Origin of the sequence: Streptomyces sp. NRRL S-118 (assembly GCF_000716335.1) — a bacterium.
Classification (GTDB): domain Bacteria; phylum Actinomycetota; class Actinomycetes; order Streptomycetales; family Streptomycetaceae; genus Streptomyces.
This window is the reverse complement of the sequence record NZ_KL591020.1, coordinates 49453-63277: the sequence shown is the minus strand read 5'-3', so window position 1 is coordinate 63277 and position 13825 is coordinate 49453. Positions and strand designations below refer to the sequence as shown.

Genomic DNA, 13825 nt, shown 5'->3' with positions numbered 1-13825 from the left:
GCCGCCCCTTCCCACGAGGCGGCGGCATGATCATCCCCCTTCTGCTGCTCGCCGCGGCATTCCTGCTGATCCTCGCCAACGGCTTCTTCGTGGCCGCCGAGTTCGGCCTGGTCACCGTGGAGCGCGCGGACGCCGAGCGCGCCGCCGCCGAGGGCGACCGGCGGGCCCGTACCGTCGTCAGGGCGCTGCGGGAACTGTCGTTCCAGCTCTCCGGCACCCAGCTCGGCATCACCCTCACCTCCCTCGTCGTCGGCATGCTGGCCGAGCCCGCGCTCGCCCAGCTGCTCGACGGGCCGCTGACCGCGACCGGACTGCCCGAAGGGGCCGTCTCCGGCGTCGCCGTCCTCATCGGCATGCTCGGCGCCTCCGCCGTGCAGATGGTGATCGGTGAGCTCGTCCCGAAGAACTGGGCGGTCTCCCGCCCCCTGCAGGTGGCGCGGTTCGTCGCCGGCCCGCAGCACGTCTTCTCGACCGTCTTCCGGCCGGTGATCGCGCTGCTCAACGCCGTCGCCAACCGGCTCGTCCGGCTGCTGGGCGTCGAACCCACCGAGGAGCTCGCCTCCGCCCGCACCCCCGGCGAGCTGGTCTCGCTCGCCCGGCACTCGGCGCGGGCCGGCGCCCTGGAACAGGACACGGCGGACCTCTTCGTCCGCACCCTCGCCCTCGGCGGGCTCACCGCACAGCACCTGATGACCCCGCGCGTGAAGGTCAGCGCCCTGCAGTCCGACGCCACGGCCGCGGACGTCCTCAACCTCACCCGGGCCACCGGCCTGTCGCGATTCCCGGTCTACCGCGACCGCATCGACGAGATCATCGGCATGGTCCACCTCAAGGACGCGCTCGCCGTGCCCGCGGCCGAGCGGCTGCGCACCCCGGTGGCCGACGTCGCCCTGCCGCCGCTCCTCGTGCCCGAGACGCTGCCCGTCCAGGCACTGCTGGAGCGGCTGCGCAGCGAGCAGCCGATAGCCGTCGTCGTGGACGAGTACGGCGGCACCGCCGGTGTGGTCACGCTGGAGGACATCGTCGAGGAGCTCGTCGGCGAGGTCCGTGACGAGCACGACGACGAGGACGACGAGCTGCCCGAGCTGGCCGCCGTCGCCGCCGAGGACGGCCACCCGGCCTGGGAGGCCGACGGCAGCTGCCGCGTCCACACCCTGAAGCGGATAGGTCTCGACGTCCCCGACGGGCCGTACGAGACCGTCGCCGGGCTCGTCGCCGATCTGCTCGGCCGCATCCCGGCCCCCGGCGACCGCGCCGAGCTCCCGGGCTGGCGCCTGTCCGTGCGCCAGGTCGACCGCTACCGCGCCGAGCGTGTCCGGCTCGTCCGTACCGCCGGTGCCGCCGCCGGCGTCCCGGATCTGGCGGAGGCCGCCCGATGAGCGTGCTGCAACTCCTCTTCGCCGTCCTCCTGGTCCTGGGGAACGGCTTCTTCGTGGGCGCCGAGTTCGCCCTCGTGTCCGTGCGCCGCAGCCAGATCGAGCCGCTCGCGGCCGCTTCCAAGCGCGCCCGCCAGGTGCTGTACGGCCTGGAGAACCTGCCGCAGATGATGGCCGCCGCGCAGTTCGGCATCACCGTCTGCTCGCTGACCCTCGGCGCCGTCGCCGAACCGACGGTGGCACACCTGCTGGAACCCGTCTTCCACGCCGTGCACCTGCCGGAGGGGCTCATCCACCCCCTCGGTTACGTCATCGCCCTCGCGGTGGTCGTCTTCCTCCACCTCGTCATCGGCGAGATGCTCCCGAAGAACCTGGCCATGGCGGCGCCGGAGCGGACCGCGCTGTGGCTGAGCCCCGCCCTGGTCGGCTTCGCGCGGCTGTGCCGGCCCGTGACGGCGGCGCTCGGGGCCTGCTCCCGGCTGGTGCTGAAGGCGTTCGGGGTCGAGCCCAAGGACGAGGTCGAGGCGGTCTTCACCAGCACCGAACTCGGCCGGCTCGTGGAGGACTCCCGGCAGGCCGGACTGCTCGGCCCGGCCGAGCAGGAGCGGCTGGAGGACGCCCTGGAGCTGGGCAGCCGCCCGGTCTCCGACGTCCTCATCCCCCGTGCGTCGCTCGTGACGGTCACCCCGTCGGTCACCCCCGCCGAGATCGAGGAGCTCACCGTCCGCACCGGCTACTCCCGGTTCCCGGTGCGCGCGGAGGGCGGGACCGGGGTCTTCATGGGCTTCGTGCACGTCAAGGACGTGCTGGACCTGGAGGACCCGGGCAAGGCCGTGCCGCAGCACGTGTGGCGGCCCATGGCCACCCTGCGGGCCGAGCTGCCGCTCGACGACGCGCTCACCGTGATGCGCCGGGCGGCGACGCACCTGGCCCAGGTCGCGGACGCGTCCGGGCGGGTGCTGGGGCTGGTGGCGCTGGAGGACGTGCTGGAGATGCTGGTCGGTGAGGTGCGCGACCCCGCCCACCGCACGGCCGTGCCCCTGCTGCCGGTGACCGGCGCGGAATGCCGCCCGTCCACGCGGCTCGCGGCGGCTCCGGCCGCCGCGACGGGCTCGGCGCCGCCGGCCGGATCCGGCTCGGCGCAGGCCGAAGGAGTGCTCGCCGGTCAGTAACCCGGCGGTTCCTGCGGGCCGCGGTCCATCGGACCGCGGCCCGACAGCACTTCCCCGTACGCCTGCATCAGATCGGGCAGCCGCAGCGTGGCCAGGTCGTCACGGGTCGGCGTACCGGCACAGACGGAGAGCCGCAGATCGCGGTAGGCGCACGACTTCTCGTACAGCGTCCGCAGGAACCGGCCGTTGCCCAGTTCGTCGATCCAGGCCTGCTCCACCACGTGACGGCTGATCGAGCGGAGCTCCTCCAGCGCCTCCTCGTCCCACACGTCGCCGTTCGCCGCCGCCAGCACCTCGCCGATCGCCGTGAGCTCCGGCGGCCGGTACGAGGGGAAGTCCACGCGCGTGGTGAACCGGGACGACAGCCCGGGGTTGGCGGCGAGCAGCCGGTCCATGCCCTCGGGATACCCGGCGAGGATCACCACCAGGTGGTCGCGGTTGTCCTCCGCGCGCTTGAGCAGCACCTGCAGCGCCTCGTCGCCGTACGCGTCCCCCTTGCTGTAACCCGAGTTGGACAGCGAGTACGCCTCGTCGACGAAGAGCACCCCGCCGAGTGCCGAGTCGATCAGCTCATTGGCCTTCACCGCCGTCTGGCCGAGGAACTCGCCGACCAGGTCGGCGCGTTGCGCCTCCACCAGGTGGTCGCCGCCGAGGAGCCCGAGCGCGTAGAAGACGCGGCCCAGGATCCGGGCCACCGTGGTCTTCCCGGTACCCGAGGGACCGGAGAAGACAAAGTGACGTTTCGGCGGTTGCACCGGGAGCCCCTGCGCCGCCCGCAGCCGCGCCATCTCCAGCTGCGCCGACAACGCCTTCACCTGGCGCTTCACCGGCTCCAGGCCCACCATCCGCTCCAGCTCCGCCAGCGCCTGGCCCAGCAGCTCCGGATCGGTCGGGCTCGCGGGGAACGGGGGGATCCCCGGCCGGCCCGGTCCCGCCGTCTTCTCCCGCACGCCGTACGACGGCGCGGGCGGTGCCGTCGTAACCGGCGGGGACTGCGGGTCGCCACCGAGCCGCAGGCCGTCGCCGGGCGGCGCCTCGGGGCCGTCCGGCAGGTCCCCGGCCTCACGGCCGCCGTCCGCGGTGTCCTGCCCGACACCCGCCAGCGACACCGCGGCCAGACCGGCCGCCGCCTCCTCGGCGCCGTCGAACCCGTCGTACTCGGCGATCGCCGCCAGCCGCGCCGCGGTGTCCATGAAAGCCGGGTCCACCCGGTGCACGGCCCGGTAGAGGGGGAGGGCGGCGGCGGTGCGGCCCGTGCCCTCGTGCGCACGTGCCAGCCAGTAGCGCAACTCCTTGCGCTGCGGCTGCTCGCTGCGGCAGCGCATCAGCGCCGCGGACAGCAGCGGCTCGGCCTGCCCGTACATCTCCAGCCGGACCCGTGCCATGCCGCCGAACAGCCCGGCCTCGATGCCCAGCAGCGGGTCGTCGACGAGCGGCTCGGTGTGGCGTACGAGCTGGTCCCAGTCCTTGACCAGGTAGGCCCGGCAGGCGTGCAGGAACCGCACCTGGGGGTCGGTGTCGACGGGCGGGAGCCCCGCGAGCGCCCGGTCCAGCTCGGGCACATGGCGGCCGTCCAGCCAGTGCGAGGCGTGCGCGAGCAGCAGATCGCGCGGGCTCTCGAGCACCGGCTGCACCCACCAGCCCAGCCAGTACCAGGAGTTGAGCGTGCGCCGGTGGCGGGCGCGCTGTTCGCCGAACCTGACTCTGTTGCGGTACATCCGCAGCAGCGCCGTGGTCGTGTCGACCCGCAGCGCGTGCAGCCCGAGCCAGGCGTCCGCCATCCCGGGATCGATCCGCACCGCGGTGCGGAATTCCTCCTCGGCCTGCGGATACGCGCCCATGGTGTAGGCGTCCACGCCGCGCAGCCAGGCGAGGTCGGCAGGAGCGAGTACGCCGCCCTGCGTGCCGAAGTTCATCGGGTCCCCCACAAGCCGTGCCCTCGTCCCTGTTCCCGCCGGGCGCCGCCCGCCCGCCGGAAGCCTGCCCAATCGCCCTCTCGTGAACGGGATTTGACCGCACCGAGGTGCACCGAGGTGTACCGAGAGGCATCGTACCGGTGCAGGGCGTGCGCATCGAAGGGCGCAAAAGGGACCACCGAAGGCGCCCGGACGCCGCCACCTGCTGCGGGCCGGCAGTGACCGACGGTGAGCGTCAGCCACTCGGGCGGCGGGGGAGGAGGGGGTGAAGGGCAGAACGAAGCCCCCGATCACGGGGGAACAACCGGGGGCTTCGCGTCTGCGGCGGCTCCGGAAAGCCGCACATTGAGAACGTAAGACCTGTGCGCCCCGTCGGTCAAGCGAAGTTGAGGCAGTCTGGGAGGCTGATTTCCGACTGGCTAGTACGGCGGCGAAAGTCGGTCACTGTCCGTGATGATTCGGTTGGGACGTGCTGTCCCTGCAGGTCCTGGCAGCCACTCGTACCCCTCCGGACACTCCCGTACCAGGGTGTCGGCGTAGGGCCGGGAGGGGTCCGCCGCGAAATGGCGGGTCTCCGCCACCGTCCATCCGTCCCAGAAGGCGGCCTGCGCCGGCCCGTCCCTGCGCCGGCCCCGCGCCCAGGACTCCTCGGCCTCCCGGTCCATCCACAGCAGTCGCGCGAGGTGCGGCCGCAGGGCGCGGCGGCCGGCGCCCACGCCTTCGATCACGACGACCGGGGCCGGGGCAAGGGGCCGGGGCGGGCCGAAGCGGCGCAGGGTCCAGTCGTACGGGTGAAACTGCGCCGCGTGGCCGCGTATCAGCCGATCGAGTACCTGCGTCCGCAGCCGCTCGGTCCACGCGAACAGTTCCTCGTGGGTGGCGAGGTCGTCCAGGTGGAGCACGGGTGCGCCGCCGAGCGCGGCCGCCAGGCGATCCGCGAACGTGGACTTGCCGGAGCCGGCGTGGCCGTCCACGGCGACGAGGCGCACCGGTCCGCAGGAGGGCGGCAGCGCGTGCAGGCCGGCGGCGAGGCGGTCGAAGTCGAGGGGCTCCACGCCGCCCACTCTACAAAGCCACAGGTGGAGACCAATATTGGTGGCGCGACGCGACGCGCGGTTGCTGGCCGGGCACGGTCCGGAACGGGATAGTGGGCGCACCCGTCGTGCGCTCGTCGCCCCGTCCGTACACCCGTCTGGGGGTCATTCCGCCATGACCGAGTCCCCTTCCCCGTCCCCCTCCCTCCCTTCCTCCGCTTCCGCCTCCGCCGGGCCTTCGTCGCTGCCGCCGGCCGCGCCGCGCAGGGCGGTGCTCGCGGCGGCGCTGGCCGTCGCGGGGGGCGCCGCGGCCTCCGCTGCCCCGGCCTCCGCGGTCCCCGTGCCCGGGGCTCCGGCCACCGGCGCCGCCGCTCCTGCTCCGCAGGGCGAGCCGCGGGCGGCCGGCGGCATCGACAACCGCTCCTGGACCTCGTACACGGACTGGCGCTCCGGCACGCACGCCGGCACGTCGCCCGTCGCCGACCTGCGGCCCGCTCTGGTGATCACCGACCCGGCCGGGCGTACCGACTACACCGATCCGCACACGGGACGCACCGCCACCTGGGAGTACGCGACCTGGACCTCCCCCCGCCACACCCCGTCCGTCCCGGCCACCGAGCTCATCGCCTCCTGGAACGCCGACACCCCGTCCGGCACCTGGATCACCGTGGAGCTGAGCGGGCGGTACGCGGACGGCACCGACACCCCCTGGTTCGTGATGGGGCGCTGGGCGGCCGGCGACGGCGACATCCGGCGGACCTCCGTCGACGGCCAGAGCGACGGCCGCAGCGCGGTCTGGACCGACACCCTCGCCGTCGGCGACGCCGCGAGCGGGCTGCGCGTCGTCTCGTACCGGCTGCGGCTCACCCTCCACCGCACACCCGGCAGCCGGCTGACCCCGAGGGTGTGGCGGCTCGGCGCGATGGCGTCCGACGTCCCGGACCGCTTCACGGTGCCCGCCTCCGAGCCGGGACCCGCCCGCGAGCTGGTCGTCCCGCGCTACTCGCAGCACACCCACATCGGGCAGTACCCGGAGTACGCCAACGGAGGCGAGGCGTGGTGCAGCCCGACCTCGTCCCAGATGATCATCGAGTACTGGGGCCGCCGGCCGACCGCGGCCGAGCTCGCCTGGGTGAACCCGGCCTTCGCCGACCCTCAGGTCTGCCACGCGGCCCGCCACACCTACGACCACCAGTACGAGGGGTGCGGCAACTGGTCCTTCAACGCCGCCTACGCCGCCACGTACGACGACCTGAACGCCGTCGTCACCCGGCTGCGCTCCCTGACCGAACTGGAGGCGCTGATCCGCGCCGGGATCCCGGCGATCACGTCCCAGTCGTTCCTGGAGAAGGAGCTGACGGGCGCGGGCTACGGCACGGCGGGCCACCTGATGACCGTCATCGGGTTCACACAGGACGGGGACGTGATCGCCAACGACCCGGCGTCACCCACGAACGAGGCCGTGCGGCGCGTCTACCGGCGCCGCGAGTGGGAGAACATCTGGCTGCGGACGAAGCGCCACAACGCCTCCGGGAAAGTGGTCTCCGGCACAGGGGGCGTCTGCTACCTGTACTGGCCGGCCCGCCCCACGGCCGCACAGCGCAAGGCCTTGGAGGCGGTCGGCGTCCGCTGATCCCATGTGCCCGGCAGCGAGGGCGTGATGAACGTCTCTACCCCCATTGCCGCCCTCGCTGGCACTGTGGTCTGGCGACGGGGGACATCCCCGGCCGGACCACCCCACTCACACGCAGAGCGAGACGCCATGACCACTGCCGCCGCTGCCGCCCCCCGCGTCCGTACCGGAGGCCCGAAGGACGACGGCCCCCAGCTGCTGGAGCACATCCTGGGCTGGGTGCTCGTCGTCCTGTTCGCCATGCTCGTCACCCGCGCCGGCCTCATGTGACCCCCTCGCTCCGCCGCCCCGGCGGAGCGCTCCCTTCCACCCCGTGACGGGAGCCCGCTGATCGGGCATACTCAACGCGCCACAGCCGCTGGCCAGCTCGTTTCCGTGATCCGGAAGGGCAGCATCGGTGTGGCAGTGAGATCGGCGGCGCCGCCCACCCTAGTCGCGCGCGTCCGTCGCAGCGCCCGACAGGGAGGAGAGCGCCCTAATGTCCGACCGCGCCCGGCAGCCGGTGGAACGCCAGCTGCCCACCGAGGAGTCCAGGGATCTGATCGCCCTGGTGCGCGACATCGTCCAGCGGGAGATCGCTCCCCGGGCGGCGGAGGAGGAGGACGCCGGCCACTTCCCGCGCGAGGTCTTCACGCTGCTGTCCGAGTCGGGACTGCTCGGCCTGCCCTACGACTCCGGCTTCGGCGGCGGTGACCAGCCGTACGAGGTCTACCTCCAGGTGCTGGAGGAGCTCGCCGCCGCCCGCCTCACCGTCGGCCTCGGCGTGAGCGTCCACTCCCTGTCCTGTCATGCCCTCGCCTCCTACGGGACCAAGGAGCAGCGGAGCGAGCACCTGCCCGCCATGCTCGGCGGCGGCCTGCTCGGCGCGTACTGCCTGTCCGAGCCGTCCTCCGGCTCCGACGCGGCGTCGCTGCGCACCAAGGCCGTCCGCGACGGCGACGACTGGGTCATCAGCGGCACCAAGGCGTGGATCACCCACGGCGGCGTCGCCGACTTCTGCACCGTCCTGGCCCGAACGGGCGTCGAGGGCCCCCGCGGCATCACCGCCTTCCTGGTGCCGGGCGACGCCGAGGGCCTGTCCGCCGCCGCGCCGGAGAAGAAGATGGGCATGAAGGGCTCGCCCACCGCCCAGCTCCACTTCGACGGCGTGCGCGTCCCCGACGCGCGGCGCATCGGTGACGAGGGGCAGGGCTTCGCGATCGCCCTGTCCGCCCTGGACTCCGGCCGCCTGGGCATCGCCGCGTGCGCCATCGGCGTCGCGCAGGCCGCGCTGGACGAGGCCGTGGAGTACGCCACGCAGCGGCGGCAGTTCGGACGCCCCATCGCGGACTTCCAGGGACTGCGGTTCATGCTCGCGGACATGGCCACGCAGATCGAGGCGGGCCGCTCGCTGTACCTCGCCGCCGCCCGGCTGCGCGACGCGGGACGCCCCTTCTCGCGGGAGGCGGCCATGGCCAAGCTGTTCTGCACGGACGCCGCGATGAAGGTCACCACGGACGCGGTCCAGGTGCTCGGCGGCTACGGCTACACCGCGGACTTCCCGGTCGAGCGCTACATGCGTGAGGCGAAGGTGCTGCAGATCGTCGAGGGCACCAACCAGATCCAGCGCATGGTCATCGCCCGGCAGGTCGTCGGCCCCGAGTCCCGCTGACGCCCCCGTGCCCTTCCGCCGCGCCGCCCCGGCGGCCCCGACCGTCCAGGCCGGGGCCGCCGGGGCGGTCGTGCAGGTGGCCCCGGGCCGTGCGGCTCGTAGCGGATCAAGAGGTCCGGACACGGCCCTGTTCGGCGAGGCGGTCGTCGGTGGTCGCGGGCGGGCGCGGTACGAGCCCGTCGGCGACCAGCCCCTCGAGGACGGCCCGGCCCAGGGCCTGGACGGCGGACTGGGGGCGCACCATCACGGTGAACTCCTTGATCCGTCCGTCCGCGTCGAACTGCAGCATGTCGATGCCGTGGATCTCCTTGCCGTCCACGGTGGCCCGGAACAGCAGGATCTCCGACGGCGCCTCCGTTCCGTCGGTGCTGGTCCGGGCCGTGCCGTCGAACTGCCCGATGTAGTGGAAGCCCTCGAAGGTGCGCAGCAGCACGCCGAAGAGCCCGAGCACCATGCGCTTGCCCTCGAAGGGCGTGAACTTCACCGGGCTGTAGAGGCGGATGTCGTCGGTGAACAGGTCCTCCAGGGCGGCGAGGTCGCGCGCTTCGACGGCGGCGCGGAAGGTGTGTGCGGATGCCATGGCGTCTCCTCGGTGCTCTCATAGTCAATAATCTGACTAGTCCGGTCCTTGAGTATCATGGGGCGGGTCCCGGCGCATAGAGGGCCGGACGGTACGGAGACGGGCGGGAGGGCATCCGATGGCGCTGCGTCACGCCGTGCTCGCGGCGCTGCTGGACGGCGAACTGAGCGGCTACCAGTTGGCCAAGGCCTTCGATCTGGGCGTGGCCAACTTCTGGCACGCCCTTCCCCAGCAGCTGTACGCGGAGCTGGCCAGGCTGGAGGCGGACGGGCTCGTCGAAGGCCGTGAAGTGGTCCAGGACACCCGGCCCAACAAGCGCCTGTTCCGGGTCACCGAAGCCGGCGTCGCCGAGCTGGACCGGTTCGCCGCCGCCTCGGCCAAGCCCTCCTTCATCCGCGACGACCTGCTGGTCAAGGTCCAGGCTTCGGACCGTGTCGGCGCCGATGAGGTCATCGCGGAGCTGATGGAGCGGGCCGCCTTCGCCCGCGCCAAGGTAGAACTGTTCGGCTCGCTCCTGCGCACGCTCCGCGGGGACCGCAGCGAGGAGGAGTTCCTCCGTGAGGGCGAGCGCATCGGCCCGTATCTGACCTGCCTGCGCGGCCTCGCCTTCGAACAGGGCAATCAGGAATGGTGCGAACGCAGCGCGGCGGTCCTGCGGGAGCGGCAGCGGGCCCGCGCGCGGCGGTGACCGGCGGCGGGCGTCATCCCCTGGGATCCCGTGGCTCGCGCGCATCCGGAACGCCGAGCGGGGTCCACGCCGGTGTCGCGGTGAGCCGGGCCCACTCCTGGTCGCGCCGGCCCGGGACGGTGCGACCGCTGCCGGCCCAGTGCCGCAGGAGGGCGCGGTAGATGGGCGGATCCGCGGCGGGGTGCGGAACCGATTCTTCCGACGGCATCAACAGGTGGCCGACGCCGTAGCCGCTCGTGAGGTGCGTCGAGTACAGCGAGCTCATGCAATGCAAACGCGCGGCGGTCCCGGCTGGTCACCCCCGGCCGTACTCGGGCGCCGGTTCGCCTCCCGCTCGCCAACTCCGCGGCCGCCCGCGGATCTTGTCCGTGGCTCCGCGCCCGCGTCCCTGCCGGCGTCAGGCCGGCCGGCACAGGCTTCCTGACCGGGAAGGCGCCGGGGCCGGGAAGGTGCCGGGGCCGCCCACCGGCGTGCTCGCCGGATGGCCCGTGTCCGGTCTCCGCGGCGATGACTGACGTAGCGTCAGTTCCTGGTGACGCCCAACGGACGCCGCGGCCGGGATGTCGACGGACTGCCGCTCACCGCTGACCGGGTCCGGCCGCGAGCGGCGGGAGCTCGAGCGGCGGGAGCCCGCTGGCCCCGCTGCGCCGCCGCGTCGACGCCCGGCGGGCCCACTGCGGCGGGAGCGGGGCCGGGAGGCGACCCGGACGGCCCGATCCTGCACCACGCCGCGCTCCGGGCGATGGTGCAGGAGGTCGGTACCCGGGACCGGGTGGCCGCCGCGAGGACGTCAGGCGGCGCGCCGCATCCGCGGCACCTGCGCCCTGCGCGGCACCTTGATCGGACGCGACCCGGGGCCGCCCACGTGCGAGAACGGCTGCGTCCGCCAGTCGAGCCCCTGGGGGAGCGTCAACAGCAGTCCGGTGTCCTGCTCCTGGACGTCCAGCGACTCGTCGGCGGGACGCGCCTCCGAGGCCGGCCGCCCCGTGCCGGAACACACCGACAGTACGAACGGGTTCCACGGCGTGGGGCACAGCGCGTGCTCCGGCAGGACCTCCTCGTCCGCGAGCAGCGCGATCGGTTGTGCGCAGTCCGGGCAGATGACCCGGAACATCTCGAAAGTGTCATAGGCGTCGAGCTCGTCCGTCTCGACCGAATCAACAGGCTCCTGCATGGAGAATCTCCCCCTCGGGTGGGCCGACCAGGCTCATGCGGCCTCGACCACAGCAACCAATTCCCTTCCGTCCTCCCGGATAACCATCCGGTCACGGGCGACCGCGTCCGCAAACCTGTGGCATTCGTCACATGGCGCTCGCGGGTGCCCCTCCGGGGCGCCGCCGACTGTGCCGCGGGGCGTCCGGGGCAATAGGTTGACCGCATGGAGGAGCTGGATCGTCAGATCGTCGAGTTGCTCGTCAAGGACGGGCGCATGAGCTACACCGACCTGGGCAAGGCCACCGGCCTGTCCACCTCGGCGGTGCATCAGCGCGTACGCCGTCTGGAGCAGCGCGGAGTCATCCGCGGCTACGCCGCAGTCGTCGACCCCGAAGCGGTCGGCCTGCCGCTCACGGCGTTCATCTCGGTCAAACCCTTCGACCCCAGCGCCCCCGACGACATCGCGGAACGGCTCGCCGACATCTCCGAGATCGAGGCCTGCCACAGCGTCGCCGGCGACGAGAACTACATCCTCAAGGTGCGCGTCGCCACTCCGCTGGAACTGGAGCACCTGCTCACCCGGATCCGCTCCCAGTCAGGCGTCTCCACCCGTACGACGGTCGTCCTCTCCACTCCGTACGAGGCCCGCCCGCCGCGCGTGTGAGCGCGTATCTAGGCTGGTCACCATGACCGAGACCGCACACCGCACCGTGCTCCTGCGCGGTGGAGACGTCCACAGCCCCGCCGACCCCTTCGCCACCGCGATGGTCGTCGAGCGGGGCCATGTCGCCTGGGTGGGTTCCGAGGGCGCGGCCGACGCCTTCGCCTCCGGTGTGGACGAGGTGATCGACCTCGAAGGCGCCCTGGTGACCCCCGCCTTCACCGACGCGCACGTGCACACCACCGCCACCGGGCTCGCCCTCACCGGCCTCGACCTGTCCGGCGCGCGCACCCTCGCCGAGGCCCTGGAACTCGTCCGCGCGCACAGTGCCGCGCGCCCCGGCGACCAGGTCCTCCTCGGGCACGGCTGGGACGCCACGCGCTGGCCTGAGCAGCGCCCCCCGACGCGTGCGGAACTCGACGAAGCCACCGGGGGGCGCCCGCTCTACCTGCCCCGCATCGATGTCCACTCCGCCGTCGTGACCAGTGCCCTCCTCGACCGCGTCCCCGGGATCACCGGCCTGACCGGTTACCACCCGGACCAGCCGCTCACCGCCGCCGCCCATCACGCCGTCCGCGCCGCCGCGCACGCCGCCGTCACCCCCGGCCAGCGCGCCGAGGCGCAGCGCGCGGCGCTGCGCCACGCCGCCTCGCTCGGCATCGGCACCGTCCACGAGTGCGCCGGCCCCGAGATCTCGGACGAGGCGGACTTCGCCGCGCTGCTGGCCCTCGCCGCCCAGGAGCCCGGCCCGCGCGTCGTCGGCTACTGGGCCGAGGCCGTGAGCGGCGAGAAGGACGCCCGGCGGATCCGCGAACTCGGCGCCGTCGGCGCGGCGGGCGACCTCTTCGCCGACGGTTCCCTCGGCTCCCACACCGCCTGCCTCCACGAGCCGTACGCCGACGCCGGCCACACCGGCACCGCGCACCTCGACGCGGCCGCCGTCGCGGCCCATGTCACCGCCTGCACCGAGGCCGGACTCCAGGCGGGCTTCCACGCCATCGGTGACGCGGCCGTCGGCGCGGTCGTCGAGGGCGTGCGCCGGGCCGCCGAGGCCGTGGGCCTGGCCCGGGTGCGGGCCGCGCGCCACCGTGTCGAACACGCCGAGATGCTCACCCCCGAGACCATCGCCGCCTTCGCCGAGTTCGGGCTCACCGCCTCCGTGCAGCCCGCCTTCGACGCGGCCTGGGGCGGTGAGGACGGGATGTACGCCCGGCGCCTCGGCGCCGAGCGGGCGCGCACCCTCAATCCGTACGCGGCGCTCCTGCGCGCCGGGGTGCCCCTGGCCTTCGGCTCCGACAGCCCGGTGACACCGCTGGACCCGTGGGGCACCGTGCGCGCCGCCGCCTTCCACCGCACCCCCGAGCACCGGATCTCCGTGCGGGCCGCGTTCACCGCCCACACGCGGGGCGGCTGGCGGGCGACGGGCCGCGACGACGCGGGCATCCTCGTGCCCGGTGCACCCGCCGACTACGCGGTCTGGCGCACCGGTGAACTCGTCGTCCAGGCGCCCGACGACCGGGTCGCCCGCTGGTCCACGGACCCGCGCTCGGGGACGCCCGGTCTGCCCGACCTCACCCCCGGCCGTGACCTCCCCGTCTGCCTGCGCACGGTCGTCGGCGGGCGGACCGTCCATGTGCGACCGAACGAGTGACATGGGGACAATTGGTACACCGGCCACCGGTGCCCCGGGTCGTCCACGACCTGCGGATCTTCGTCGCTGACCTGGTCGTTCGATCAAACACCGCAGGTCGAACGGGTGTTGACAGCGAACGGTCGACGGCCGGTAGGTTCGGCCGAGTCCACCACAGGACGTCCGACCGGTCGGCCTCCCCGCAATCGTCGAACGCCGCTGGGTCATGGGGGGTGGTGTGCCGCACCGGCGCACCACCACCGGAGCCAGGTTCAGCGTCCGCGCCTCGGGGACGAGGGAAGGTTTTTCCGGATGGGGGTCCCCCCTGC

General features: G+C 73.4%; 13 protein-coding genes. 8 read left to right on the top strand and 5 right to left on the bottom strand.

The window, feature by feature from the left end; all coding sequences use genetic code 11:
• Positions 1–26 precede the first annotated feature (26 nt).
• Both IH00_RS0127365 and IH00_RS0127360 read left to right on the top strand, forming a co-directional pair.
• Complete coding sequence (locus IH00_RS0127365; protein WP_031078171.1) at positions 27–1379, top strand: hemolysin family protein; 1353 nt, start codon at positions 27–29, stop codon at positions 1377–1379.
• Positions 1376–2548, top strand: a complete 1173-nt coding sequence (locus IH00_RS0127360; RefSeq protein ID WP_031078169.1) for a hemolysin family protein — start codon at positions 1376–1378, stop codon at positions 2546–2548. Before IH00_RS0127365 ends, IH00_RS0127360 begins: the two co-directional genes overlap by 4 nt.
• Here IH00_RS0127360 and IH00_RS0127355 read toward each other — a convergent pair.
• Together IH00_RS0127355 and IH00_RS0127350 are read right to left on the bottom strand one after the other, a co-directional pair.
• Positions 2542–4464, bottom strand: a complete 1923-nt coding sequence (locus tag IH00_RS0127355) for an AAA family ATPase (protein ID WP_031078167.1) — start codon at positions 4462–4464, stop codon at positions 2542–2544. The two genes, IH00_RS0127360 and IH00_RS0127355, sit on opposite strands and share 7 nt — an antisense overlap.
• Before the next feature lie 419 nt (positions 4465–4883).
• Positions 4884–5519 (bottom strand): uridine kinase family protein, encoded by a 636-nt coding sequence (locus IH00_RS0127350; RefSeq protein ID WP_031078164.1) that lies wholly within the window; start codon positions 5517–5519, stop codon positions 4884–4886.
• Between the two features lie 223 nt (positions 5520–5742).
• Here IH00_RS0127350 and IH00_RS0127345 point away from each other — a divergent pair, with 223 nt between their 5' ends.
• From IH00_RS0127345 to IH00_RS0127335, 3 genes are all read left to right on the top strand, one after another.
• Positions 5743–7131: a peptidase C39 family protein gene (locus tag IH00_RS0127345; protein WP_031078162.1), complete on the top strand. Its 1389-nt coding sequence runs from the start codon at positions 5743–5745 to the stop codon at positions 7129–7131.
• Between the two features lie 129 nt (positions 7132–7260).
• Positions 7261–7401 (top strand): SCO1431 family membrane protein, encoded by a 141-nt coding sequence (locus tag IH00_RS42085; protein ID WP_107064527.1) that lies wholly within the window; start codon positions 7261–7263, stop codon positions 7399–7401.
• Positions 7402–7609: 208 nt separating this feature from the next.
• Positions 7610–8782 carry an acyl-CoA dehydrogenase family protein gene (locus IH00_RS0127335; RefSeq protein WP_031078160.1) on the top strand — a complete coding sequence of 391 codons (1173 nt, stop codon included), beginning with the start codon at positions 7610–7612 and terminating at the stop codon, positions 8780–8782.
• 106 nt (positions 8783–8888) lie between these two features.
• On the opposite strand, the gene IH00_RS0127330 is transcribed toward IH00_RS0127335, so the two are convergent.
• Complete coding sequence (locus tag IH00_RS0127330) at positions 8889–9362, bottom strand: nuclear transport factor 2 family protein (protein ID WP_052411676.1); 474 nt, start codon at positions 9360–9362, stop codon at positions 8889–8891.
• Between the two features lie 118 nt (positions 9363–9480).
• On the opposite strand from IH00_RS0127330, the gene IH00_RS0127325 reads away from it, so the two are divergent.
• Positions 9481–10050: a PadR family transcriptional regulator gene (locus IH00_RS0127325; protein WP_031078155.1), complete on the top strand. Its 570-nt coding sequence runs from the start codon at positions 9481–9483 to the stop codon at positions 10048–10050.
• A 13-nt stretch (positions 10051–10063) separates the two neighbouring features.
• Here IH00_RS0127325 and IH00_RS37740 read toward each other — a convergent pair whose 3' ends face one another.
• Positions 10064–10315, bottom strand: a complete 252-nt coding sequence (locus IH00_RS37740) for a hypothetical protein (RefSeq protein ID WP_234334981.1) — start codon at positions 10313–10315, stop codon at positions 10064–10066.
• A 525-nt stretch (positions 10316–10840) separates the two neighbouring features.
• Positions 10841–11224 carry a hypothetical protein gene (locus tag IH00_RS0127315; protein WP_031078152.1) on the bottom strand — a complete coding sequence of 128 codons (384 nt, stop codon included), beginning with the start codon at positions 11222–11224 and terminating at the stop codon, positions 10841–10843.
• Positions 11225–11428: 204 nt separating this feature from the next.
• Here IH00_RS0127315 and IH00_RS0127310 point away from each other — a divergent pair, with 204 nt between their 5' ends.
• Both IH00_RS0127310 and IH00_RS0127305 read left to right on the top strand, forming a co-directional pair.
• Positions 11429–11869, top strand: coding sequence for an Lrp/AsnC family transcriptional regulator (locus tag IH00_RS0127310; RefSeq protein WP_031078151.1), 441 nt, complete (start codon positions 11429–11431; stop codon positions 11867–11869).
• 22 nt (positions 11870–11891) lie between these two features.
• On the top strand, positions 11892–13517 hold the full coding sequence (locus tag IH00_RS0127305; protein WP_031078150.1) for an amidohydrolase: 1626 nt from the start codon (positions 11892–11894) through the stop codon (positions 13515–13517).
• Positions 13518–13825 lie beyond the last annotated feature (308 nt).

Bases quoted from the DNA above. Each gene is read 5' to 3' on its own strand.
- IH00_RS0127365 (WP_031078171.1), top strand. From the start codon at position 27: ATGATCATCCCCCTTCTGCTGCTCGCCGCGGCATTCCTGCTGATCCTC.
- IH00_RS0127360 (WP_031078169.1), top strand. From the start codon at position 1,376: ATGAGCGTGCTGCAACTCCTCTTCGCCGTCCTCCTGGTCCTGGGGAAC.
- IH00_RS0127355 (WP_031078167.1), bottom strand. From the start codon at position 4,464: ATGAACTTCGGCACGCAGGGCGGCGTACTCGCTCCTGCCGACCTCGCC.
- IH00_RS42085 (WP_107064527.1), top strand. From the start codon at position 7,261: ATGACCACTGCCGCCGCTGCCGCCCCCCGCGTCCGTACCGGAGGCCCG.
- IH00_RS0127335 (WP_031078160.1), top strand. From the start codon at position 7,610: ATGTCCGACCGCGCCCGGCAGCCGGTGGAACGCCAGCTGCCCACCGAG.
- IH00_RS0127330 (WP_052411676.1), bottom strand. From the start codon at position 9,362: ATGGCATCCGCACACACCTTCCGCGCCGCCGTCGAAGCGCGCGACCTC.
- IH00_RS0127325 (WP_031078155.1), top strand. From the start codon at position 9,481: ATGGCGCTGCGTCACGCCGTGCTCGCGGCGCTGCTGGACGGCGAACTG.
- IH00_RS37740 (WP_234334981.1), bottom strand. From the start codon at position 10,315: ATGAGCTCGCTGTACTCGACGCACCTCACGAGCGGCTACGGCGTCGGC.
- IH00_RS0127315 (WP_031078152.1), bottom strand. From the start codon at position 11,224: ATGCAGGAGCCTGTTGATTCGGTCGAGACGGACGAGCTCGACGCCTAT.
- IH00_RS0127310 (WP_031078151.1), top strand. From the start codon at position 11,429: ATGGAGGAGCTGGATCGTCAGATCGTCGAGTTGCTCGTCAAGGACGGG.
- IH00_RS0127305 (WP_031078150.1), top strand. From the start codon at position 11,892: ATGACCGAGACCGCACACCGCACCGTGCTCCTGCGCGGTGGAGACGTC.